This is a genomic window from Mesorhizobium sp. LSHC412B00, from assembly GCF_000503035.1.
Lineage (GTDB): Bacteria > Pseudomonadota > Alphaproteobacteria > Rhizobiales > Rhizobiaceae > Mesorhizobium.
Window position 1 is genome coordinate 31,641 of sequence record NZ_AYWB01000015.1, and the last position, 21,904, is coordinate 53,544.

Sequence of the window (21,904 nt, forward strand, 5' to 3'; positions counted from 1 at the left end):
CGCCGCACTCTACGGCGAAGGAATGCCGTCATGACGAGTCCGATCAACAACGCCGCCCGCACCACAGCGCAGTCGCATTTCCGCACACTGCGTCTCGGCACGCCGTTCCAGCCGCGCATCGATGCGCTGGCCAAAACTCAGGACTGGTACAATTGGGCCGGCTATCGCGCGCCGCATTCGCTGTGGGACGAGGAACTCGAATATTTCGCCATCCGCAGCCAGGCGGCTTTGTTCGACATCTCGCCGATGACCAAATACCGCATCGAGGGGCCGGATGCCGAAGCCTTCCTCGATCGCGTCACGCTGCGCGATGTCACCAAGCTGAAACCGGGCCGCGTCCACTACACCGCATGGTGCGACGACGAAGGTTTTGTCCTCGATGACGGCACGCTGTTCCGGCTGTCGCCGACGCGCTTCCGCCTGTGTTCGCAGGAACGGCACCTGCCCTTGCTGCTCGACAGCGCCATCGGTTTCGAAGTGACCGTCGAAGAAGAGACTGAAAGCGTCGCTGGTCTCGCTCTGCAAGGCCCAACCTCCTTCGCCGTGCTGCACGAGGCCGGCTTTGCCGGCGTTGAAAAACTCAAAGTGTTCGATCTCGCCGAGTTCCCGCATGACGGTAGCACCGTCACCGTCTCACGCACCGGCTTCACCGGCGATCTCGGCTACGAACTGTTCGTGCCGGCCGAAAAAGCGCTTAGCCTCTGGGACCGCCTGATGACGGCAGGCGAACTGCGCGGCATCCGCGCCATCGGCTACGCCGCCCTCAACCGCGCCCGGCTGGAAGCCGGCCTGATCGTCGCCAATGCCGACTTCACCACCGCAGACCATGCCATTCGCGCCGACCGTCTGCGCATGCCGGACGAGATCGGTCTCGGCTTTATGGTCGACCTGGGAAAAGGCCATTTCAATGGCCGCCGCGCCATGCTCGAAGCGCGCGCCAAACGCAAGCTGCGCCATGTGCTGGTCGGGCTGGAGATCGAAGGCAACATCCCGGCCGAACACGCCATCGTCTATCACAAGAAGCATCAGGAGGTCGGGCTGGTCAGCGCCGCCATGTGGTCGCCGATGGCCAAGCGCCATATCGCCATCGCCTCGCTGACGCGTCCCTATGGTGATAGGATGGTCGAAGACCTCTGGGTCGAGATCTACGCAATGCGCGAGTTGCAGTACCAGAAGCTGATGAAGCGGGCCAAGGTGGTGGCCCGTCCCTTCATCAAGCTCGACCGCCGCACCGCCAATCCGCCGGCGGATTTCTGATCATGGCCAACGAACCGGATGATGAGGCGGAAGCCGCCGAACAGTGGCAGCTGGTCAACACGCCGCTCGGCGAAAAATGGTCGGGTCGCGCCCGCTATGCCGCCGCCATGTACTTCTACAAGCGCGGCGAAATGAGCGCCGAGACGCTCGAAGTCTACCGCATCTGCGCGCGGCTGGACTGGGAGAACCCGCTGCCGATGATCAGGGATCGCGGCGGCCAGGATTGGCTGAAGCGCATGGGCGCTTAAGCCTCAGCCTATGGTTCTTTCGAGAACGCTCAGCCAGTTGCGATAGGCGATCTTCTCGATCAACGCGCGTCCGAAACCGCGCGCGGCCAGCGCATCTATCAGCTTCGGCAGACCGGCAACGTCGCCGATGACCGCCGGGATCATGGCGCCGTCGAAATCGGAGCCGAGACCGACGCCGTCCTCGCCCAGCGCCTGCAGCAGCGAGTCGACATGGCGCACCATGATGTCGAGGCTGGTGTCCGAGTTCATCCGTCCGTCTTCGCGCAGGAAGCCGGTGGCGAAGTTGAGCCCGACCATGCCGCCGGTCTCGCGGATAGCGCCGAGCTGCCAGTCCGTCAGGTTGCGCGAATGGGTGCACAGCGCATGCACGTTGGAATGAGTGGCGACCAGCGGCGCATCGCTGAGCGCGGCGACATCGCGAAAGCCCTTTTCGTTGAGATGTGACAGGTCGACCATGATCTTGAGCTGATTGCAGGCCTTGACCAGCGCCTTGCCGGCATCGGTCAGCCCCGGTCCGGTATCGGGCGACGACGGAAAGCGGAACGGGACGCCATGGCCGAAGGCGTTGGGTCGGCTCCAGACAATGCCGAGCGAGCGCAGGCCGGCTTCGTAGAGCACGTCGAGCAAGGTAAGTTCGGGATCGATCGCCTCGACGCCTTCGATGTGAAACACCGCCGCGATCGAACCTTTCGCCATCGCCTCGCGAATGTCACCGGCACTGCGGCAGACGGTCAGCGCCCCCGCTCGCTCCAGCCGAAACAGGATCGAGGCCATGCCGATGGTGGAATTGAGCGCATCAGCGCGTGGCAGTTCCGGCGGCAATGGCTCATTGTCGCTCGGCGCCGGCGGCACCGCAGAGCGTTTGCTCTTCTCGACCGGCGGCGGGAAGATCGCGAACATGCCGCCGGCAAAGCCGCCCTTCTTGGCGCGCGGCAGATCTATATGACCGCCCTGCGTCCCCTCGATGAACAGCTTTTCGACGTCGGTGTCTTTCGACTGGTACAGTCGCAGCAGCGTGTCGTTGTGGCCGTCGAAGACGGGGACGAGATCGGATTCGGTCATCAGGAAGCCATTCGGTCAGTTGGCAGGAGCGGACGAACCGCAGCGAACTGTGTACTTAGGCAAGAAGGCCGAACTGCGCAAATGCCAGAGAGGCGTTCGCTCTTGTGGCTGAGCGACTCCGACCACCTGCCGGGTCCCCGCTGCTTCGCAGCGTCCCGGCGTTCGCCGGCCTTTCATCGTGCCACCGGCACGATGAATTCGCCTTCGGCGACCGGCAACTCACCCCACAAGGGGAGAAGGGAAAAAGGTCTATTGCTTCAGCACATCCGCCCATTCCGGATGGCGGCGGAACTGGGCGTTGGCGAAGGGGCAGAGCGGGATGATCTTCTTGCCCACTGCCCGCGCGTCCTCGACGGCGCGTGTGACAAGCCGAAGGCCGGCGCCCTGGCCGCGAAACACGTCCGGCACTTCGGTGTGATCGATGATGATCTGGTGCTCGCCGACCTTGGTGAAGGTCATTTCCGCCTCGGCGCCGCCGGGTCCGCGCAGCACATAACGTCCCTTCGAGCCGCGGTCCTCGAGTTCGATCTCAGGCAATTCGTCAGGCATCGCTTGCTCCTTCAACCGGCGCATCGGCAAAAAGCCGCCTCGCCGCTTCGATCTCGTTTGGTCGAATTTCGTGGCCGCCATCGTGCCACTCCACTGTGACATCGGCGCCATCGGCGCGCAAATAGGCCTCCAGCCGGGATGTCAGGTTGGGCGGGCAGATCGGGTCGCGCTTGCCGGCGGTGACCAGGATGCGGCGTCCGGCAAGGCTGCCCTGCACCTGCGGTTCGAACGGGATCAGCGGGTGCATCAGCACCGCCGCATCGAACAGCTCGGGCGCGGCGAACATTACGGACGCCAGGATGTTGGCGCCGTTGGAATAGCCGAGACCCAAGACCGAAGATGGCCTTGCCGCTGCCACCTGCGCCTTGATGAAACCGGCCATCTTGGCGGTCGCCCGCGCGAGGTCGTCCATGTCGTAGACGCCCTCGCCGGTGCGGCGGAAGAAACGCGCCGCACCATGCTCGGAAACATCGCCGCGCGGCGATACGATCGTCGCCTGTGGCGCGAGGTCGCGCCCGAGCGACAGCAGCTGGCTCTCGTCCGCGCCGGTGCCGTGAAAGACGAAGAGCAGCGGGCCGCCGGGCGAACCCGGCAGCGCCTTATGGATGTAAGCTTCCTTGCTCATCGTCTCAGCCTTCCAGCTTCTGCAGATGCTCTTCAAGATAGGGCCGCAGATGCTGGTGCTGCGTCGGCAGTTTCAGGGCTTCGCCGAGATGGGCGGTGTCCTCGTCGCGGTCGAAGCCCGGCTCATTGGTGGCGATTTCGAACAGCACGCCGCCCGGCGTTCGGAAGTAGATCGCCCAGAAATAGTCGCGGTCGATCACCGGCGTCACGCCATAACCCGTATCGATCAGCGCCTTGCGCACTTCGAGCTGCTGGGCGCGGTTCTCCACCGCGAAGGCGACATGGTGGACCGAGCCGGCGCCGAGATTGGCAAAGCCCGCGGTAGGAAGCGATTCGATATCGACGACATCAGCGCCGTTGCCGTTCTTGATGGCGAGCCGGCTGACACTGCCGGACTTGTCCACTTGCTCATAGCCCATGAACTTCAACAGCTCTTCCGTGGCGCCACCATCCTTCAATCTGAGCGAGACCGAGTGGAAGCCGCGTATCGCCTCATCAGCGGGAATGCCGCCTTTCAACCACGGCGCGCGGCTGTCCGCTTTGTCTTCGACCAGCGCGAAACCGTCGCCGTCGGGACCGGCGAAGGCCAGCCGCTTCTCGCCGAACGTCTCTTCGCGGGAGACACCCGCAACGCCTTCATCGGCGAAGCGCTTTTCCCAATAGCCGAGCGTGCCGGCCGGCACCGAATAGGCCGTGGTACCGACCTCGCCGACGCCGTGGCGGCCCCTGGCAATGTCCGGGAACGGAAAATAGGTCATCACCGAGCCGGGCGTACCGTGCTCGTCGCCATAATAGAGGTGATAGACATCTGGCGCGTCGAAGTTGACGGTTTTCTTGACCCGGCGCAGGCCGAGCTTGTGCGTGAAGAAATCATTGTTCTGGCGCGCATCGCCGGCCATGGACGTCACGTGATGCAGGCCCTTGATCTGGTCGAGCATTGTCTTGCTCCTTCCCTTCGGTTTGCGGCCCTTGCCGCTGTCCACGCCTATATGAGGGGCCGCCCGGCAATGGCAAAGGCGGCAATCTCAGAATGGACTGTATCCCAATAGTGAACAGCAGGAAATTTTCGTTCACCATTTAAGCAAGACCGACAGGCTTGCGCCGCAGCCAAATTCCGGTTCATTGAACGTCTTCCCGACGTGACAGGATAGAGCATTGGCCGCGAAAAGCAGACGACCGAACGTCCTATTCATCTCCTGCGACCAATGGCGGGGCGATTGCCTGTCGGCTGCCGGCCATGCCGTGGTGAAGACGCCGAATGCCGATGCGCTCGCCGCCGAAGGCGTCCTTTTCAAGCGGCATTACGGCGGCGCGGCGCCCTGCTCGCCGGCCCGCGCGTGCCTCTACACCGGCCTTTACCAGATGAACAATCGCGTCTGCCGCAACGGCACGCCGCTCGACGCCCGCCACGGCAACATGGCGCTTTCGGCCCGCGCCCTCGGCTATGATCCGACTTTGTTCGGCTACACCGACGTCTCGCCCGATCCGCGCACGATGGCGCCGGGCGATCCCCGGCTGAAAAGCTATGAGGGCGTGCTGCCCGGCTTCAGCGTGCGCCAGCTCCTGCCTGAGCATCAGAAACCATGGCTGTCATGGCTGAAGGCACGTGGCGTCGACACCAGCGCAGGCTCTCCCGGCATTCACCGTCCCGTGGGCGGGGAAGCGAGCGGCGCCGTGACCAATGCGCCGCCTGTTTATTCCAGGGACGAGACGCCGACCGCTTTTCTTGCCGGCAAATTCATTCGCTGGCTGGACGAACAGGATGCGCCATGGTTCGCGCATGTCTCCTTCATCAGCCCGCATCCGCCCTTTGTCGTGCCGCAGCCCTACAACACTATGTATGATCCAGCCGATGGTCCCGCCTTCCGCCGCCAGGAAAGTTGGCAGGTGGAAGCTGAGAGCCATCCCTATCTGGCATATGATCTTGGCCGCCAGAAGCGGAAAAGCTTCCGCCCGGGCACCGACGGCCACGTGCGCGACTGGGGCGAGGACAACATCCGGGCCATCCGCGCGATCTATTACGGCATGATCTCGGAGGTCGACGCGCAGCTTGGCCGCATCTGGCAAGCGATCAAGGCGGCGAATGGATGGGATGACACCATCATCGTGCTGACTTCGGACCACGCCGAGATGATGGGAGACCATTTCATGCTGGGCAAAGGCGGCTTCTTCGACGGCAGCTATCACATCCCATTGATCGTGCGCGACCCACGACGCGGCAATGCAGCCGGCTCGATCGTCAACCACTTCACCGAGGCAGTCGACATCTTTCCGACTTTGCTCGATCTGCTTGACGCCGACGCCCAGCTGCATCTCGACGGCCGCTCGCTAAAACCGTTCCTGCAAGATGAACCGCCTAAGGATTGGCGCGACGCGGCGCATTGGGAGTTCGACTTCCGCTCGATTGCCAGCGGTGAGGCCGAACGGCATTTCGGCATCGGCTCGCGCCAGTGCAACCTCGCCGTCATCCGTACGGAAAAATTCAAATACGTGCATTTCGGCGGCGGCCTGCCGCCGCTGCTCTTCGACATGGAGAAGGATCCGGGCGAACTGGCCAACGTTGCCGCCGACCCGGCCTATCTCAGCGTGCGGCTTGAATTTGCCGAGCGGCTGCTTGCCTGGCGCGCCGAGCATCTCGACCAGTCGCTGGCGCTTGCAGAGCTGACGGGCCAGGGGGTGGTGGGGTATGTGGGCAGGCAGTAGGAGGCAGCAGGCAGCAGAATGTTTCCGGCGGCCTGATGCCTAGTCGCTTGGTTTTTCGCCTACTGCCTAATCCCTACTGCCTATTCCCTTACTGTACCATCATCCGCTGCTGGTCGCGCTTCTCAGCATAGCTGCCCTTGTCATAGGCGGCCTGCGCCTGCAGCTGCTCCTTGGTGAAGTTGGTGTAGAGATATTTGTTGCCGTCCTTGTCGGTCATGAATTTGAGCTTGTCCATGCCGACCGCGACCTCCTTGGCGCCGATGCCTAGAAAGCCGCCGACATCGATGATGACGGCATCCGGCTTGCTGTCGGGCGTGAGCACGACGTCGCCGATCTCGCCGACCTTGGCGTCGTTGGCGCCATAGACGGTGGTGCCCTTCAGGTCGTCGCCTCTGATGTTACCGACCGGCATTTCGGTCAATGTGGACTTGTCGATCGCTGCCGTTTGCGTCGGATCGGTAGCCTTTGTCCCGGCCGGAGCTTCCGCGGTCTTGTCCGCTGGCTGAGCATTGTCAGCCGGTGCAACGGCCGTCGGGGCAGCCGGAGCAGTCGGCTGCGTCGCGTCGGAGGTTGTCGTCACGGGCGCCGGATCATAGGGCTTCCGGTCGAAATCAGGCTGCGCCTGCAGTTCCTCCTTGGTCGTCTGCGCCACCAGCCAGCGATCGCCGTTCTTTTCGGCCCACCGCGCCTTGGCGAAATCATAGGTGACATTCTTTTCACCCATGCCGAGGAAGCCGCCGACGCCGATCACCAGCGACTGCGCCTTGCCATCCTTGGTCAGCACGATGTCGTTGACGTCGCCGATATTCTGGGCATCGTCGCCAGTGCCATTGTAGACATTCTCGCCGATGATGTTGGTTGCGAGATTGCCGTCAGCGCGTTTCACCGCCGGTTCTGACGGCGCGGCGTTGAGATCAACCGGCTTCTGCGGGTCGTTCTGCGCCGTGGAAGCAGGCGCCGAGGCCGGATCGTAAGGCTTGCGGTCGAAGTCGGGCAGCGCCGTCAACGCTTCTTTCGTTGTCTCGGCGACGAGCCAGCGGTCACCATTCCTCTCGACCCATTGCAACTTGCCGTAGTCAAAGGCGACGTTCTTGCTGCCTATGCCGAGGAAGCCGCCAACGCCGATAATGGCGGATTTCGCCTGGCCGTTTTCATCGAGGACGACGTCGCTGACGTCACCGATCTTCTGGGCATCGTCGCCAGTGCCATTGTACACCGACTCGCCGATGATATTGGTCATCAGCGCGCCGTCGGCCTGTTGCGGCGCCGGCGCGATGGTGGCAGGGGCTTCAGCCGGCGCTGGGGTCGTCGCCGGGGTCGTCGTTGACTGCGCAAACGCACCGGTAGCGATCAGCGTTGCCAGTGCGGTCGTCGCGAACAGTGTGCGGATCATGATTAAGTCTCCTCTTGCGTGATCTCATGTGCGCCGCAATCGGCAAACCACTTGCCGGGAGACCGAAGGCGGCGCCTCCAATGGGATCACAACGTTGTGACAAGGCGCTTGTTCCGAAAAAACGGGAGCATCGAAATACCCTGGGCAAGTCCGCGGAATCGCCCGACATTCCCACCCGGCCGATGGAACCTTTCCCAAGCTTGCCCGTTTCAGCCTGCGGCTGGCATTCCGGCCGCTAAAAAGAATACGGAGTGGGGCATGCGATTTGCAGCGGTGCTGAACCGGGACGGCGGCACCTTGCGGACCACCGATCTTTCAGCGCTAACCGACCGGATGCGCCAGACGCTCGAGGCGGCTGGTCACTCCATCGAGATCGACATCGTCGCCGGCAAGGAGATTGTCGCGGCGCTCGACAAGGTCGCCGCGCGGCGCGACATCGACGTCGTGCTGGCCGGTGGCGGCGACGGCACCATTTCGGCCGCCGCGGGGCGGCTGATGAATGGCAAGAAGGCGCTGGCCGTCCTGCCTGCAGGAACAATGAACCTGTTCGCCCGCGGCCTTGGAATTCCGCAGACCATCGATGGCGCGCTGAAGTCCTTTGCCGACGGCGAGATCATGGCGGTCGATATCGCAAGCGCGAATGGCCGGCCGTTCGTGCATCAGTTCTCGATCGGCCTGCACGCCAGGATGGTGAAGCTGCGCGACAATATGGAATTCGCCTCGCGCTTGGGAAAGATTCGCGCTTCGGCCAAGGCCGCTTGGACGACGATCAACAATCCTCCCGCCATGAAGGTGACATTGACGGTCGGCGAAGCCGAGATCGTGACCCGCATCAGCGGCATCGGCATTTCCAACAATCTGTTTGGCGAAGGCCATCTGCCTTATGCCGACAATCCTGCCGGCGGCGTGCTCGGCATCTATGTCACCGTGGCGCGGCAGCGTGGCGAGCTGGTCAGGGCGCTCTTCGACATGGCTCGGGGCAGGTGGCGCGACAGCGATCATGTCGAAACTCATCAGGCCGACAAGGCAATCGTGAAGATCCATACCGGGAGCAAGAAATTCGGCGCCGTCATCGACGGCGAACTGGTCAAGCTGGAGCGCGAAACGACAATCCAGATCCACCCTGGCGCACTGAACGTCCTGGTTCCGGCGCAAGCCGCCCAGGCGAAGGCCGCCTGATGCGATTACGAATGACGCGGAAAACCCTAGCCGCCCGACTGCCCCTCGCCGGCTGGCGAGCTCTGGTTGGCCGGCGCGGTCTGGCCGGTGGGCTGCCCTTGGCTTTCAGGGGTATCTGGATCTATCTTTTGGCCATAAATCTCGGCCGCTCCCCAAGCAATAAAAGCCAGGAGCAACGCGGCGACCAATATGCGCAGGCCGTGCCAACCCCAGCGCCCCTGACGGGCTTTGTTTTCAGGGGCGATCTTGGTCATTGGCGGCGTTCCTGTCGTGCAACCGGCATGGTCGATGAAACCATCGCCGGCGAAACATGGTGGGGTAACGATTGCTTGCTACAAAAGTTCCGGCGCGCGACGGCCGCGCAAGATGCGCGCCACCGCGGGTGGGGCCTGCAAGCGAGGGGGCTTGGTGGATAGCAAGGTGGCGAAACAGGCTGGTTTGCCGGTTGAGGTCCGCCGCGCCGTGGCGGCGCCGGAGCGGCTTGCCGTACTGCACGGGCTTGACGCGATCGACACCGACTCCGATCCCGACTTCGATCGCATCACCGGCCTTGCCGCCGCCGTGATGCGGGCGCCGATCGCGCTCGTCACGCTGCTCGACACCGAACGACAGTGGTTCAAATCCTGTGTCGGCTTCAACGAGACCGAAACCGCGACCGACATATCGTTCTGCGCCCATACCATTGCCGCCGGCGACGAGCCCATGGTGGTGCCGGATGCCAGCATCGACCCTCGCTTCTCCCGCAACCCGCTGGTCACCGGCGAACACCATGTCCGCTTTTATGTCGGCGCGCCGATGGTGGTCGCCGGCGCGCGCGTCGGTACGGTGTGCGTACTCGACCGGGAGCCGCATGAATTTCCGTCCGCTGCCGCGCTCGATCATTTGAAATCGCTGGCCAGCCTCGCCGCCAGCCTGTTTACCCTCAAGGACGCCACCCGCAGCGGCGCCATTGCCACGGCTGCTTTGGCGCAGGAGGAAAAGCGCCGAGCCATAGCGCTCGATGCCGCCTCGCTCGCCAGTTGGGCCTGGGATATCCGCACCGACATGATCGAATGCGACGTGCGTTTGTCGGAGCTGTTCAACCTGCCGCGTTCGAACCGGCTGCGGGCGCGCGACATTTTGGCCGCCATCGACCCGCGCGACGTCTACCAGACCGAGACGCGCTTTCGCGATGCCCTGACCGGCAGCGACGACTATTTCGGCGAATACCGGGTCAAAGGCTTCGATCCGCCGCGCTGGATAGTCACCCGCGGCCGCGTCATCGAGCGCGACGGCGAAGGCAAGCCGACGCTTATCTTTGGCGTCAACTACGACATCTCGGAACGCAAGCTCGGCGAGGACCGGCAAAGGCTGCTGCTGCGCGAGCTCAACCATCGGGTCAAGAACACGCTGGCGACCGTGCAGGCGCTGGCCACACAGACCGTTCGCCACGCTCGCCGCCCAAGCGAATTCCTGGAAGCCTTCGGCGCCAGGCTGCAGGCGCTGGGCGCTGCCCATAACCTGCTGTCGGATCGCGAATGGCGCGGCATCGGTATTCGCGAACTGATGCAGATCGAGGTGAAGCCGTTCGATTCGGCAGAACGGCCGCGCATCGTGATCTCCGGTCCGGAGCTGCTGCTTTCGCCCGACCAGGCGGTGGGGCTCGGCCTGATCATGCACGAACTGGCCAGCAACGCGCTGCAATACGGATCGCTGTCGGTTGGCTCGGGGAAGGTCGATGTCGACTGGAAGGCGGCGGGCAAGAAAGGCGCGCGCCGCCTTGTGCTGACCTGGAGCGAAAGCGGCGGGCCGAAAGTCGACCCGCCGGAACGCCAGGGCTTCGGCTCTATCCTGATCCGCCGCAGCCTCGCCAAGGTTTTATCGAGCGAAGTGACCCACGAATTCCGCAGCGAAGGCGTGTTCGCCGAAATATCGATGCCGCTTGAAGATCTGCCGGCTTAAAGCAATTTCAGAAGTGCGAAGCGGTTTTCCCGGGAACAGCGTATCAGCGCGACGCGCTTTAGTCGGCTTCGCTGTCTGGATCGCCCGGATCCGGTTTGACGTTCTCGCGGTAGATGGCATAGGCCGCGAGCGCGATCATCGGGCCGAGAATGACGCCCTTCCCGCCTTTCCCCTTGAGCAAGGCCGGCAGCACGGCAAGCGCCGCGGTGATACCGAGCGCCTTCAGGTCGGCATTGCGCCTTCGCGCACGTCGGCGCGCACGCGTTCCGGCCGCAAGTTGATGAATGAGCACGATAAGCCCGGCCGTTACCAGGAAACCGGCCGCGAAGCCGAGACAGGCGGCCATCGAGCCGTAACGGTCAGCCGCCCAGATGTAGGCCGCCCCCAGGAGAAACCCGAGGCCGCACAGGGCAGCCACGGCGGCGAGCCCATAGACGATTGCCGCCGTGCGCGCGCGGCGCATGGCGGCAATGGCTTCACCCGAGGCCAAGGCCGAGATAAGCGGTGCCAGCATGCCCATCTCTGTCGAAACTAGCGCCGGGCAAGAAGCGCAAACAGGAAGCCGACGCCGGCCGCGATCGCCAGTGAAGTTACCGGCTTCTCGCGCACATTGGCCGTGATCTGGGCCTCAAGATCCTTGGCGTTGCCACGCAGGCTGTCGAAGACGGCTTCGCCCTGCGCGCGCAACTGGTCGACGCCTTCGGCAGCAGCGCGCCGCGCCGTGCCGTAACCATGTTCGCCGGTCTTGGCCAATTGCTTGGTCAATTTTTCGATATCCGCCTTCAACTGCCGAATGTCGGCCTCGAGGTCGGCGTTCGTCTGACTTTCGTTGGCGGTTTTTCCTGCGGCAGTTGCCATTCTAAACTCCTTGCGTTTGCTTGGCTTCAAACGCCCGACACACATCATGGTTCCGAAATCGGAGACCGTATCCATGAAAGGGTGTTTGCAAGTGCGAGTCCAGCCCCAGATGGAGGCCTGCCTGTCAGATCAGCGGCCGACGGCCTTCGCTTAGGCCCTCCCAGCGCGCGAGATCCTTCAGCCCCTCCCCGTCGATCACTTCGCAACCGCCGTCGCGCCAAGCGATCAGCTTGCGATCGATGAGCTTGCGGATCGTCTTGTTGGTGTGGACCAGCGACAGGCCGAGCGTATCGGCGACATGCTGCTGGGTAATCGGGATTTGCACCGGCGCCTTGCCGTTGAGCCCGACTGCCGCCGCGCGGCTGGCGATGAAGGCAATGAGATAGGCGGTGCGCTCGACCGCCGTGCGCCGACCGACGCTGAGCAGGTTCTCGTCCAGCATGCGCTCCTCGCGCGACGCCAGCCAGGTAATGTCGTAAGCAAGGCCCGGATGGTTGCGGTAGAGCTCGTGCAGGTTTTCACGCTCGAAGACGCACAACAGCATGGGCGACAGCGCCTCGACCGAGTGCTGCATTTCGCCCATCAGGCTGCCCTGCAGCCCGATAAGATCGCCGGGCATGGAGTAGTTCAGGATCTGGCGCCTGCCGTCCGACAATAGTTTGTAGCGGAAGGCCCAGCCCGAAAGCACGGTGTAGAGATGAGCACTTTGGCTGCCTTCGACCAGCACTGTGGCGCCCTTGTCGACGGCCAGTTCGCCCTTCTTGAACATGCTGACATAGGCAAGCTCCTGCTTCTCGAATTCCCGGAACACCGGCAATGGCCGAAGCGGGCAGATCTCGCATGGGTACTGACGGCTGGAAAACGAACGACCATTCTGGCCAGACATTTCGATCCCTCTTTCGAAAGTCTCTTGCCAGAGACTGAGTGCTACGCCTTTGCAAGGCCGCGGTTCCGCTGCCGATGGCATGTCTTTTTTAAATGACAGGATGGCAAATAGCGATCATGACTCGCTACACTCCACTGAGGCGAATTCGAAGCTCGCTTGTGGAGTAGAGCCGGTGGGCGAACTTTTCGGATTAAGGCCTGACCGATCCCCCAAGGTCCACGATGCGGTTGACTGGAGTCACGGTACCCGATGCTGCAAGAATTGAGGAGAGATTGCCAAGTGCCGCCATTGCTTGAGGGATTGCGAATTCTTGTCTTGGAGGATGAATTCCTGATCGCCATGGATGTCGAGCAGCTTTGCCGCGACCATGGCGCGAACGACGTAGTGATTGCCCGCGCTCTGGCCGAGATCGATGAGCAGAAGGTCGTTGGCGAGTTCGACGCCGCTATCGTGGACCTCATGCTGGGCGGAACGTCCACACTCGATTTCGCCGCGCGGCTGCGCCAATCGGGCCTGCCGTTTGTCTTTGCCTCCGGCTATTCGGACCCCGATGAGATCAAAGGGTCTTTTCCCGGCATCCGCCTGGTCACCAAGCCCTATTCGGGGACCGATCTCGTCGAGGCTCTGGCGGCGGCCTGCGGCCGCGCGCCAGTCTGAGATATCTTCGATGCGTATGTGTAGAGAGCCCAGGCCCGCAAACGGGGCCTCCGCCGTCAGGCAGCGTTTGAACCCGTCACCTGGGACGAGATCGCGTCCGGCCCGTATTCGTCTTCGCCGGAGATTTTGAGGATCTCCTGCAACCGCGTGCGGGCCCGGCTGACCCGGCTCTTGATCGTTCCGACCGCACAGCCGCAGATTTCGGCGGCCTCTTCATAGGAAAAGCCTGAAGCGCCGATGAGGATGATGGCTTCGCGCTGGTCCTCGGGGAGTTGCTCGAGCGCGCCGCGGAAATCCTTGAGGTCAAGCTGGCCGTGCTGAGCCGGATGAACGGCAAGCCTGGCCGTCATGATGCCGTCGCTGTCCTGCACCTCGCGGCCGCGCTTGCGCATCTGGGAATAGAACTCGTTGCGCAGGATGGTGAACAGCCATGCCTTGAGATTGGTGCCGGGCTGAAAGCTCTCATGCTTGTCCCAAGCCTTGACCAGCGTCTCCTGCACCAGATCGTCGGCCTTGTCGGCATTCTGCGTCAGCGACACGGCAAAAGCCCGCAGGCTCGGGATCGAGCCGAGCAGGTCGGTCTTGAACCCTTGTGAGACAGCTGCCATGCCTCAGTCCTTCTTCTGTGCGGGTTCGGCCTTTTCCAGTTGGCTGAGCAACTGGGCAAAGCGATCCGGCACATTGTCCGAGACCAGCTCGTCATAATACTGTTTGAGTTTACGGCCAATTTCCGAATTCGCCCCGAGCGGGTCGCCGGAATTGGCCCGGCGCCTGTCAGCGGCGCCAGCCAGCGTTTCTTTATTCATGTCCTTCATTTCGCCCTTAAATCCAGCGCCCCGAGCCGCCCCATTACACAACGCAAAGCGGCCCCCTCGTCTGGTTGCCCATCGCACCACAAACGTCGCCCGTGCAGTTTCGTTCCACAAGTGTCGGAACTTTTTCGCAAAACCCGCGTTTGGGTGTTGGGGCTTGCAATCAGCTTGACCTGCAATCTATGCAATCACGTCATCTGAGGGAGACGTCTACCATGAGCCTTTCCGCAACCATCGCTCCGCACCTGCCGTTCCTGCGCCGCTTTTCACGCGCCGTATCCGGATCGCAGGAGAGTGGCGATGCGCTGGTCGCCGCGATGCTCGAAGCCATCATCGCCGACGTCGACATCTTCCCGCAAGCGTCAAGCGACCGCATCGCGCTCTACAAGGTATTCGCCAAACTGTTCACCTCCATTGCCATCCGCGTTCCGCAGGAGCAGGCGCAATCGGCATGGGAGCAGCGCGCCGCCGCCAATCTGAACGCCATTGCGCCACGGCCACGCCAGGCTTTCCTGCTGGTCGCGGTCGAAGGCTTCGGTGAAGACGAGGCAGCTGAAATTCTCGATGTCGACGCCAAGGAATTCTCCGAACTGCTTGCCCAGGCGAGCAACGAGATCTCTCGCCAGGTGGCGACCGATGTGCTGATCATCGAGGACGAGCCGCTGATCGCCATGGACATCGAGGAAATGGTCGAGAGCCTCGGCCACCACGTGGTCGGAACCGCGCGCACCCATACCGAGGCGGTGGCGATGTTCGGCAAGACAAGGCCGAAGATGGTGCTGGCCGACATTCAGCTTGCCGATGGCAGCTCGGGTATCGATGCGGTCAACGAAATCCTGTCGTCGACTTCGGTGCCGGTAATCTTCATCACCGCCTTCCCCGAACGTCTGCTGACCGGCGAGCGGCCTGAACCGGCCTTCCTCGTCACCAAGCCGTTCAATCCCGACATGGTCAAGGCGCTGATCAGCCAAGCGCTGTTCTTCGACCGGCAGGCCAAGGCCGCCGCGTGAAGTAGGGCCTTCAATCTCCAACTTTTCGCCGCCTCGCAGCGTTGGCGGCACTGGCGATCGCCTAACCCGGCGATCGGCGGCTGCCCGTCGCGCCGTATCGCGCTCACGCGCGCGAATCAATTCGCGTCCGGGCCTCTTCCAAAGACCTTCTTTTTCGGCAAATGGTGGAACAAACAGCAATCACTCACGTTCTTGATCCAGTATCGGAAGGAGACAGATCATGCTCTACTGGGCGCTCGTATTTCTCGTCGTGGCGATCATCGCCGGCGCGCTTGGTTTCGGCGGCATCGCCGGTACCTCGGCCGGTATCGCGCAAATATTGTTCTTCATCTTTCTCGCCTTCCTCGTCATCTCGCTTCTGGCCGGCCTGTTCAGACGGGCATCGTAGGAGCGGGCGAAGAACACTGGAAGCCGCACCCCTCAAACGGTTTCCAGCCACCGCCGGGCGATGTCCTCCAACGGGACATCGTCCGGCGGACCTTTTCTGGGGACCTACTCAGGAACTGAGTCCAAGTGAATCGTTCGGTCCTGATCAGGTGGACAGGTGATTGATGCGTTCCATTGGCGGAGGCGAGAGCGGACAGGGCGACGAGGTGATCGCACTGCACCCGGCTGAAAGCGGAATGCAGCTTGGCCGGGCCTTGCTTCACGCTCTGCACAATGCCGGCATTTCCGTCCTCTATCAGGATCGTGAATTGAAGACTGTATGGGCCCGCAACATGCGTGCGCCGTGGGTTTCCGACACAGCCGACAGCAACGGCGCGTTGCCACCGGCGCAAGCTGAGCAAATCGCCGCCGCCAAAAGCAATGTGATCGCTTCCGGCAATCCGGAACGCCTTGAACTGAGTGTTCCCACCGGTGATGGCATGCGCTGGTTCCAGGTATGGGTCGATGCCGATCGGGGCCATCGCGGCGACGTGCAGGGCGTCGTCACCACGATGGTGGAAACCACCGAGCAGAAACGCCGCGAACAGACGCTGAAGACGCTGTTGCGCGAAGTCAGCCACCGCTCCAAGAACCTGTTGGCCATCATCCAGAGTATTGCCACCCAGACCGGCCGCTATTCCGAGACACCCGACGATTTCCTGAAGCGCTTTCGCGGCCGCCTGCAGTCACTGGCTTCCTCCCAGGATCTGGTAACGTCGTCGAACTGGCGGGGTGCAGCACTTCGCGAGCTTATCCGCGGCCAGGTCGTTCGCTACGGCGCCGATCCCGCGCAGAGCCTGCGCTTCAATGGCGTCAACCCCTACCTCAATCCCAACGCGGCCATTCATATTGGACTGGCAATGCACGAACTCGCCGTCAATTCATTCAGCTACGGCGCCCTGGCGCGGCCGGACGGCTTTGTCGAGGTAACCGCCGATCTGTCGAACGTCGCAGAGGCCGCAGACAAGCCGGCTTTGTCGCTGACCTGGGTCGAGGCCATTGTCGCCAATGATAACAGGCGCACCGAGAAACGCTTCGGCAGCGTTGCCCTCGAACGTGTCGTGCCGGCATCGCTGAACGGCACGGCGACGCTGGAGATCACCAGTGACCGCCTCGAATATCGCCTCGTCGTTCCGCACGGCAATTTCGAAACCGAATGAGCGGCGGGATTCCTTAACCGGCTGTTCACCATAAAATCCGATGCTGTGGTTCCCAGAGATTGCTGGATCTTGACCGATTCAACCGATGTTTCGGCCGCAGCCTGCAACGCGAGTATGGGAGGAATGATCATGACGGTTGCCGATATGAACAGGCTGGAGCAGGCCGCCCGGGTGTCCATGAGCGGCTTTCAGGATCCTGACGCTTCAGCCTCGCCTTTGCAGCACGCCTGGCATCCCTTGCTTCGCGTCGCCGCTGTCGCGCTCGTCGCCGCTGTTGTGCTGATCGTGGCGTCGCAATTGGCCTGAGCCAGATGCTCAGGTTCACGCTGCTCCCAAGCAGCCTGGCTCAGAAGCTGTCCAGCTCGTAGCCGACCAATTATTAACGCCCCTTTCGGCACAGGAACTTTGACGGCTGTGGACCGTTCTTATGGCGAGAGGACGTATCGCCGTGGAACACATCGCCGCTTTGCTTTTGGTAATTGGCTGTTCGAACAACATGACCGAATGTCGTGAACTGCCGGTGCCGGTCAGTGTTTTCGAAACCGCCGAAGCATGCACGGCAGAACGTCCATTCGCTGCCGGCGACGTGCAGGGTCAGGCCGAGCACGTCGTTGCCAAATGTCTTACGGTCGACCCCGCGCTGGAGGATGATTACGACCAGATCGTCTGGAACGTGCGCCCGGACGGCACCCTCGACGCGTCTTTGCAGATTTCCAGTGTCGTGGTCGCGTCGAACGCCACGCGCCGCGAAAAAGACTCTCTTAGCCAACAATAAGATCGAGCGGGCAAAGGCTGCTGTTTCGTGCTAAATAGCGGCTGGAGCTTACTAAAGTGAGGACAAAGTGAGGAGAGATTCTATGCGGAAATTGATTATTGCCATGGTTGCGGTGGTCGCCGTCAGCGGCTGCAGCACGACCGAGCAGGATGTCGGTGTCGGCGCCGGTGTCGGTGCTTTGGCCGGCGGACTGATCGGCGGCGGCAAGGGTGCGCTGATCGGCGCAGCCGTTGGCGCCGGTTCCGGCCTGCTGGTGCGCAACCTGCGCAACGGCTATTGCCAGTATCGCGACAATCGCGGCCGGCTCTACACCGCTCGCTGCTGATCCGCTTCAAAAGCGTCAGACAATCGCGACGGAGACCGGTCAGCCGGTCTCCGTTTGTTTGACTGCATCAGGCTGCGGGATCCTGATTTCCACCGTAAGCCCATCGATGCGAAAATCTCGGGCAATCGTGCCGCGCAATTCGCGCGTGACATTGAGGTCGATCAGCTTGGTGCCGAAGCCGGTCTTCGCCGGCGCTTCGAGTTCCTTCTGCCCGGCCTCGCGCCAGTTCAGAACCAGCATCCGCTCGGACCCGCGCCCCTCGAACGACCAGTCGACCTTGAGCGCACCCACGGAATTGCCGGCCTCGCCATATTTCAGCGCATTCGTCGCCAGTTCGTGAAAGGTCAGGCCAAGCGCCTGCGTCGTCCTCTCGTCGAGCAGCACCTGAGGCCCTGACAATATCCCTTCCGGAAGCTCCTTGCCGAACACCTGGCCGAGCTCGATGCGCAGCAGGTCGCCAAGATCGGCCTTCTGCCAGCGCGAACGCGTCAGCATATCCTGGGAAGCCGCCATTGCCTGCAGGCGGGCTGAGAAGGAAGTTGAGAACTCCTTCACGTCGGTTGCTTGCGCTGCCGTCTGGCGCGCAATCGCCAGCACCCGCGTGATCGAATTCTTGATCCGATGCTTCATCTCCTGCAGCATCAAATCCTTTTCGAGCAGGCTTTTTTCCGTCGTTTCATGCAGCAGCGACTTGGCGTCGTAGGCGCGCTCCTGGTAGCGCGCCACCAACGCGATGGCCCCGGCCAGAAGCAGGCCGAACAGCCCGAGCATGACCGGAATGGCGCGCGAGGACGGTTGCGAAAATGCACTTGTCGGCCGGAACAGCACCGTCCACGGCCGACCGGCGACGATGATCTTGCGCGTCACCAACAGCCTGTCGCCAAAGCTCGCAACCGGCGGCGTTTCCGACTGGAACAGAAGATTGTCGGCGTCGGCCGTGCCGTCATAGACCGCGGTGTTGACCGGCAGCAAAGGCGTGCGGCTGAGCGCGGTCTGGAACAGGTCGCGGGCGCGGAAGGCCGCGTAGAGAAGGCCTGATGTCGATGATCTGGACGCATTGATACCATCCGGCGCGGTTTCGACATTGAGCCTGACGAAGACCAGGAAACCGGTAAAGGTCTGCGCCGCGCCAGTGTCCTGGCCGAGCTGGACCAGACCGCTTGCGTGCTGTGCGTCATCGGCCATCGCTTTTTCGATCGCCTCGCGCCGCACCGGCTCGGTGAACATGTCGTAGCCGATGGTGGATTCGTTGGCAGGGTCGAGCGGCTCGAACAGCACGACGGGCGTGCGCCATGGCTGTGTCGTGTCCGGATAGACCGTGTGGGCGGCGCCGCGGTCGCGCAACATGTCGCGCTCGACCGCCGCTTCGTCACCGGTCTTGGCCAGCCTGAGATAGCCGATGCCGCGCAGGCCGGCGAAATTGTTATCGACATCGAGGGCGCTGAAGAAGGCCTTGAATTCGCTACCTGAAATCTCGCCATTGCGGGCGTCGAACAGCGCCTGCGTCGAGCGCAGCAGTGACAGATGCAGATCGATACGGCTTTCGATGCGGTTGAGCGCGTCGTCGGCCGTCGCCTCGAACTTGATGCGCGCCGCTTCCTGGGTCGCGAAATAGGCGAAGCCCGCCATCGTCAGGCTGATCAGTGCAACGGCAATGAAGGCAAGGATCGGGAAAAACTTCTTCAACGCAGGCCCATGGACGGTTCGGGACCTTTATGGGCAAGTCGCCGCGGCAAGACAATGGCGCGGCCAAGCCATAATGACAGCTGGCATATCATGCATATTTAGCCGGCTTATCGATCTCGAGCATCAGTGAACATGACAGCTGACGATAGCGTGGTCTCAGGCCGCGATCTTCAGCGCACCCGGACCGGGAATGGCGCCGGGCGGGCACTTTCCCAGGATGATCATGCCGAGCACTTCGTCCTGCGTCACATCGGTGGTGAGCGCGGTGCCGACGACCTGGCCGTTCTTCATTACGCAGACCCGGTCGGCAAGCTCGAACACGTCGTGAATGTCGTGGCTGATCAGGAAAATGCCGATGCCGTCGGCCTTGAGCTGCTTTACCAGTTCGCCGACCTGCGCCGTCTCCTGCGGCCCAAGCGCGGCCGTCGGTTCGTCCATGATCAGGATGCGGGCGTTGAACAGGATGGCGCGTGCGATCGCCACCGACTGGCGCTGGCCGCCCGATAGCTTGATCACGGGCTCCTTGAAGCGCTGGAAGCGCGGATTGAGCCGGCCCATCACCTTGCGCGCCTCGGCCTCCATGGCGACATCGTCGAGTGTCCCCCACGCGGTCATCAGTTCGCGGCCGAGGAAGAGGTTGGCGGCAGCGTCGACATTGTCGGCCAGCGCAAGCGTCTGGTAGATCGTTTCGATGCCGTATTTCTTGGCGTCGCGCGGATTGGAGATCGAGGCCTCCTGGCCGTTGACCAAGATCTGGCCGGCATCGCGCTTGTAGGCGCCCGACAGGATCTTGATCAGCGTCGACTTACCGGCGCCGTTGTGGCCAAGCAGCGCCACCACTTCGCCCGGGAAAAGATCGATGGACGCATCGTCGACGGCGCGAATGCCACCGAACGCGATCGAGATGTTGCGCATGTCGATCAGTGGCGTACCGGTGGGAGCAGTTTTTTCCATAATCGTTCCTCCCTAGACGCGCTTGCGGTAGACGGTGTCGAGCCAGACGGCGATGACCAGGACAGCGCCAACGACAATGCTCTGCAGCGGCGAGTCGATGCCGAGCAGCACCATGCCGGATTGCAGCGACTGCATCAGTAGCGCGCCGAGCATGGCGCCCATCACCGTTCCGGCGCCGCCCGCGAGCGACGTGCCGCCGATGACAGCGGCCGCGATCACCAAAAGCTCGTCCAGTGTGCCCAGCGCATTGGTTGACGCATTGAGACGGGCCGACGAGATCGCCGCGCTGATTGCAGCCAGCACACCCATGATCATGAACACCTTCATGGTCACCCAGCGCGTGTTGATGCCGGCGAGTTCCGCTGCCTCCGGATTGCCCCCGATGGCGAAGACATAGCGGCCGAAACGCGTGCGCTTGGTGATGAACGTCATGATGATGCCGACAATCACCGCCATTAGCACCGGTATGGCGATGCCATGCGCGATGAACAGCCCGCCTTCGGGAACGGTGATGCCGTTCTGCTGTGCGTACTGGCGCACGATGCCGATCGGCCATGGATAGGAATTGGCGATCCACACGGCGCCGAGGATGGCCGCGCAAGTGACCACGCCAAGCAAGGTCTCGGCCCAGACGGGGCGCAGTGGAAAGCTGAAGCGCTTGCGCTGTGAGCGACCGTTGAGCAGCGCGAAGGCGACCGCCGCGCAGGCGACGATGCCGACGATCCAGCTGGCAGCGGCGCCAATCGAGCCGCGTGGTCCGCCGCCCATCAGCTGGAAGGTGGCGTCGAGTGGCGCGACCGTGCGCCCGCTGGTGATGAGCCATGCCATGCCACGCCAGACCAGCAGGCCACCAAGCGTCACGATGAAGGCCGGAACCTGCATATAGGCGATGATGAAGCCCTGGAACGCGCCGATCAGCAGACCAAGCACCACGCCGGCGGCAAGCGCGACGACCCAGAGCCAGGGGTTTCCAAGCTGGAAGCCGATGACGCGAATCAGGAATTCGGCCTGTGCCACGCCCATGATCATGCCGATCACGCCTTCGACGGAGCCCACCGAAAGGTCGATGTTGCGCATGACGATGACCAGTACCATGCCGGTCGCCATGATCGCGACCGAGGACGTCTGCACCGACAGGTTCCAAAGATTGCGCGGCGTCAGGAAAAGCCCGCCCGACAGGATATGTATGCCGACCCAGATGACCAGCAGCGCGCCGACCATGCCGAGCATGCGCGTGTCGAGCTCGGTCGCCTTCAGGAACCGGGCGACCGCGCCGAGTTCAGACGCTCGTGCCGTATCGGCCTGCGGATTTGAGGTCGTGTCGGTCATGATGTCCTCCAGCGGCTTGCCGTCTGGCGCGGATGCCGGACCACAGCCTAGAAGTTTGCCGCCGATGGCG

General features: G+C 62.6%; 26 protein-coding genes. 12 read left to right on the forward strand and 14 right to left on the reverse strand.

The features are described from left to right. Window positions 1–30 precede the first annotated feature (30 nt). Both X757_RS142260 and X757_RS142255 read left to right on the forward strand, forming a co-directional pair. Entirely contained in the window at window positions 31–1,257 is a 1,227-nt protein-coding gene (locus X757_RS142260) for an aminomethyltransferase family protein (protein WP_023727285.1), read from the forward strand. A 2-nt stretch (window positions 1,258–1,259) separates the two neighbouring features. Continuing rightward, complete coding sequence (locus X757_RS142255; protein WP_023670081.1) at window positions 1,260–1,505, forward strand: hypothetical protein; 246 nt, start codon at window positions 1,260–1,262, stop codon at window positions 1,503–1,505. 3 nt (window positions 1,506–1,508) lie between these two features. Here the strand turns inward: X757_RS142255 and X757_RS142250 are convergent, their stop codons facing one another. From X757_RS142250 to X757_RS142235, 4 genes are all read right to left on the reverse strand, one after another. Next, window positions 1,509–2,567 carry a dipeptidase gene (locus X757_RS142250; protein ID WP_023715013.1) on the reverse strand — a complete coding sequence of 353 codons (1,059 nt, stop codon included), beginning with the start codon at window positions 2,565–2,567 and terminating at the stop codon, window positions 1,509–1,511. A 249-nt stretch (window positions 2,568–2,816) separates the two neighbouring features. Continuing rightward, window positions 2,817–3,116, reverse strand: coding sequence for a GNAT family N-acetyltransferase (locus tag X757_RS142245; protein ID WP_023683956.1), 300 nt, complete (start codon window positions 3,114–3,116; stop codon window positions 2,817–2,819). Continuing rightward, the gene (locus X757_RS142240; RefSeq protein WP_023727286.1) at window positions 3,109–3,741 is read right to left on the reverse strand and encodes an alpha/beta hydrolase; all 633 of its coding nucleotides are present in this window, start codon (window positions 3,739–3,741) and stop codon (window positions 3,109–3,111) included. The genes X757_RS142245 and X757_RS142240 overlap by 8 nt, the downstream gene beginning before the upstream one ends. Before the next feature lie 4 nt (window positions 3,742–3,745). Next, window positions 3,746–4,678, reverse strand: a complete 933-nt coding sequence (locus tag X757_RS142235; RefSeq protein WP_023727287.1) for a VOC family protein — start codon at window positions 4,676–4,678, stop codon at window positions 3,746–3,748. Window positions 4,679–4,895: 217 nt separating this feature from the next. Between X757_RS142235 and X757_RS142230 the strand changes: the two genes are divergently transcribed. Then, a complete protein-coding gene (locus X757_RS142230) occupies window positions 4,896–6,443 on the forward strand; it encodes an alkaline phosphatase family protein (protein ID WP_023727288.1) in 1,548 nt (515 codons plus the stop codon). A gap of 88 nt (window positions 6,444–6,531) precedes the next feature. Here the strand turns inward: X757_RS142230 and X757_RS142225 are convergent, their stop codons facing one another. Further along, a complete protein-coding gene (locus X757_RS142225; RefSeq protein ID WP_023670087.1) occupies window positions 6,532–7,836 on the reverse strand; it encodes a PRC-barrel domain-containing protein in 1,305 nt (434 codons plus the stop codon). Between the two features lie 258 nt (window positions 7,837–8,094). On the opposite strand from X757_RS142225, the gene X757_RS142220 reads away from it, so the two are divergent. Further along, window positions 8,095–9,015 carry a diacylglycerol kinase family protein gene (locus X757_RS142220; RefSeq protein WP_023670088.1) on the forward strand — a complete coding sequence of 307 codons (921 nt, stop codon included), beginning with the start codon at window positions 8,095–8,097 and terminating at the stop codon, window positions 9,013–9,015. A gap of 26 nt (window positions 9,016–9,041) precedes the next feature. Here X757_RS142220 and X757_RS142215 read toward each other — a convergent pair whose 3' ends face one another. Beyond that, window positions 9,042–9,269, reverse strand: a complete 228-nt coding sequence (locus tag X757_RS142215; protein ID WP_023670089.1) for a hypothetical protein — start codon at window positions 9,267–9,269, stop codon at window positions 9,042–9,044. Window positions 9,270–9,381: 112 nt separating this feature from the next. Here X757_RS142215 and X757_RS142210 point away from each other — a divergent pair, with 112 nt between their 5' ends. Continuing rightward, the gene (locus X757_RS142210; RefSeq protein WP_084629641.1) at window positions 9,382–10,956 is read left to right on the forward strand and encodes an HWE histidine kinase domain-containing protein; all 1,575 of its coding nucleotides are present in this window, start codon (window positions 9,382–9,384) and stop codon (window positions 10,954–10,956) included. Window positions 10,957–11,014: 58 nt separating this feature from the next. On the opposite strand, the gene X757_RS142205 is transcribed toward X757_RS142210, so the two are convergent. From X757_RS142205 to X757_RS142195, 3 genes are all read right to left on the reverse strand, one after another. Further along, entirely contained in the window at window positions 11,015–11,476 is a 462-nt protein-coding gene (locus tag X757_RS142205) for a hypothetical protein (RefSeq protein WP_023706299.1), read from the reverse strand. Between the two features lie 11 nt (window positions 11,477–11,487). Further along, the gene (locus X757_RS142200) at window positions 11,488–11,814 is read right to left on the reverse strand and encodes a YqjD family protein (protein ID WP_023670092.1); all 327 of its coding nucleotides are present in this window, start codon (window positions 11,812–11,814) and stop codon (window positions 11,488–11,490) included. Between the two features lie 124 nt (window positions 11,815–11,938). Continuing rightward, on the reverse strand, window positions 11,939–12,700 hold the full coding sequence (locus X757_RS142195) for a Crp/Fnr family transcriptional regulator (protein ID WP_023670093.1): 762 nt from the start codon (window positions 12,698–12,700) through the stop codon (window positions 11,939–11,941). Window positions 12,701–12,979: 279 nt separating this feature from the next. Here X757_RS142195 and X757_RS142190 point away from each other — a divergent pair, with 279 nt between their 5' ends. Next, window positions 12,980–13,357, forward strand: a complete 378-nt coding sequence (locus X757_RS142190; protein ID WP_023670094.1) for a response regulator — start codon at window positions 12,980–12,982, stop codon at window positions 13,355–13,357. 56 nt (window positions 13,358–13,413) lie between these two features. Here X757_RS142190 and X757_RS142185 read toward each other — a convergent pair whose 3' ends face one another. After that, the gene (locus X757_RS142185; protein WP_023670095.1) at window positions 13,414–13,965 is read right to left on the reverse strand and encodes a sigma-70 family RNA polymerase sigma factor; all 552 of its coding nucleotides are present in this window, start codon (window positions 13,963–13,965) and stop codon (window positions 13,414–13,416) included. 3 nt (window positions 13,966–13,968) lie between these two features. Then, a complete protein-coding gene (locus X757_RS142180; RefSeq protein WP_023670096.1) occupies window positions 13,969–14,172 on the reverse strand; it encodes a NepR family anti-sigma factor in 204 nt (67 codons plus the stop codon). Window positions 14,173–14,384: 212 nt separating this feature from the next. Here X757_RS142180 and X757_RS142175 point away from each other — a divergent pair, with 212 nt between their 5' ends. The 6 genes from X757_RS142175 to X757_RS142150 all read left to right on the forward strand — a co-directional run bounded on the left by X757_RS142175 (window position 14,385) and on the right by X757_RS142150 (window position 17,865). Next, entirely contained in the window at window positions 14,385–15,179 is a 795-nt protein-coding gene (locus X757_RS142175; RefSeq protein ID WP_023670097.1) for a response regulator, read from the forward strand. A 220-nt stretch (window positions 15,180–15,399) separates the two neighbouring features. Then, complete coding sequence (locus X757_RS1000000167045) at window positions 15,400–15,567, forward strand: DUF1328 domain-containing protein (protein WP_023670098.1); 168 nt, start codon at window positions 15,400–15,402, stop codon at window positions 15,565–15,567. 163 nt (window positions 15,568–15,730) lie between these two features. After that, window positions 15,731–16,765 (forward strand): sensor histidine kinase, encoded by a 1,035-nt coding sequence (locus X757_RS142165; protein WP_023670099.1) that lies wholly within the window; start codon window positions 15,731–15,733, stop codon window positions 16,763–16,765. A gap of 129 nt (window positions 16,766–16,894) precedes the next feature. Beyond that, complete coding sequence (locus X757_RS1000000168630; RefSeq protein ID WP_023670100.1) at window positions 16,895–17,071, forward strand: hypothetical protein; 177 nt, start codon at window positions 16,895–16,897, stop codon at window positions 17,069–17,071. Between the two features lie 142 nt (window positions 17,072–17,213). After that, window positions 17,214–17,540, forward strand: a complete 327-nt coding sequence (locus X757_RS142155; protein WP_023670101.1) for a hypothetical protein — start codon at window positions 17,214–17,216, stop codon at window positions 17,538–17,540. A gap of 82 nt (window positions 17,541–17,622) precedes the next feature. After that, on the forward strand, window positions 17,623–17,865 hold the full coding sequence (locus X757_RS142150; protein WP_023670102.1) for a YMGG-like glycine zipper-containing protein: 243 nt from the start codon (window positions 17,623–17,625) through the stop codon (window positions 17,863–17,865). 39 nt (window positions 17,866–17,904) lie between these two features. Here the strand turns inward: X757_RS142150 and X757_RS142145 are convergent, their stop codons facing one another. The 3 genes from X757_RS142145 to X757_RS142135 form a co-directional block, all read right to left on the reverse strand. Then, the gene (locus tag X757_RS142145) at window positions 17,905–19,551 is read right to left on the reverse strand and encodes a CHASE domain-containing protein (protein ID WP_023670103.1); all 1,647 of its coding nucleotides are present in this window, start codon (window positions 19,549–19,551) and stop codon (window positions 17,905–17,907) included. A gap of 156 nt (window positions 19,552–19,707) precedes the next feature. Continuing rightward, window positions 19,708–20,505, reverse strand: a complete 798-nt coding sequence (locus tag X757_RS142140; protein WP_023683966.1) for an ATP-binding cassette domain-containing protein — start codon at window positions 20,503–20,505, stop codon at window positions 19,708–19,710. A 12-nt stretch (window positions 20,506–20,517) separates the two neighbouring features. Further along, complete coding sequence (locus X757_RS142135; RefSeq protein ID WP_023683967.1) at window positions 20,518–21,834, reverse strand: sugar ABC transporter permease; 1,317 nt, start codon at window positions 21,832–21,834, stop codon at window positions 20,518–20,520. Window positions 21,835–21,904: the final 70 nt, after the last annotated feature.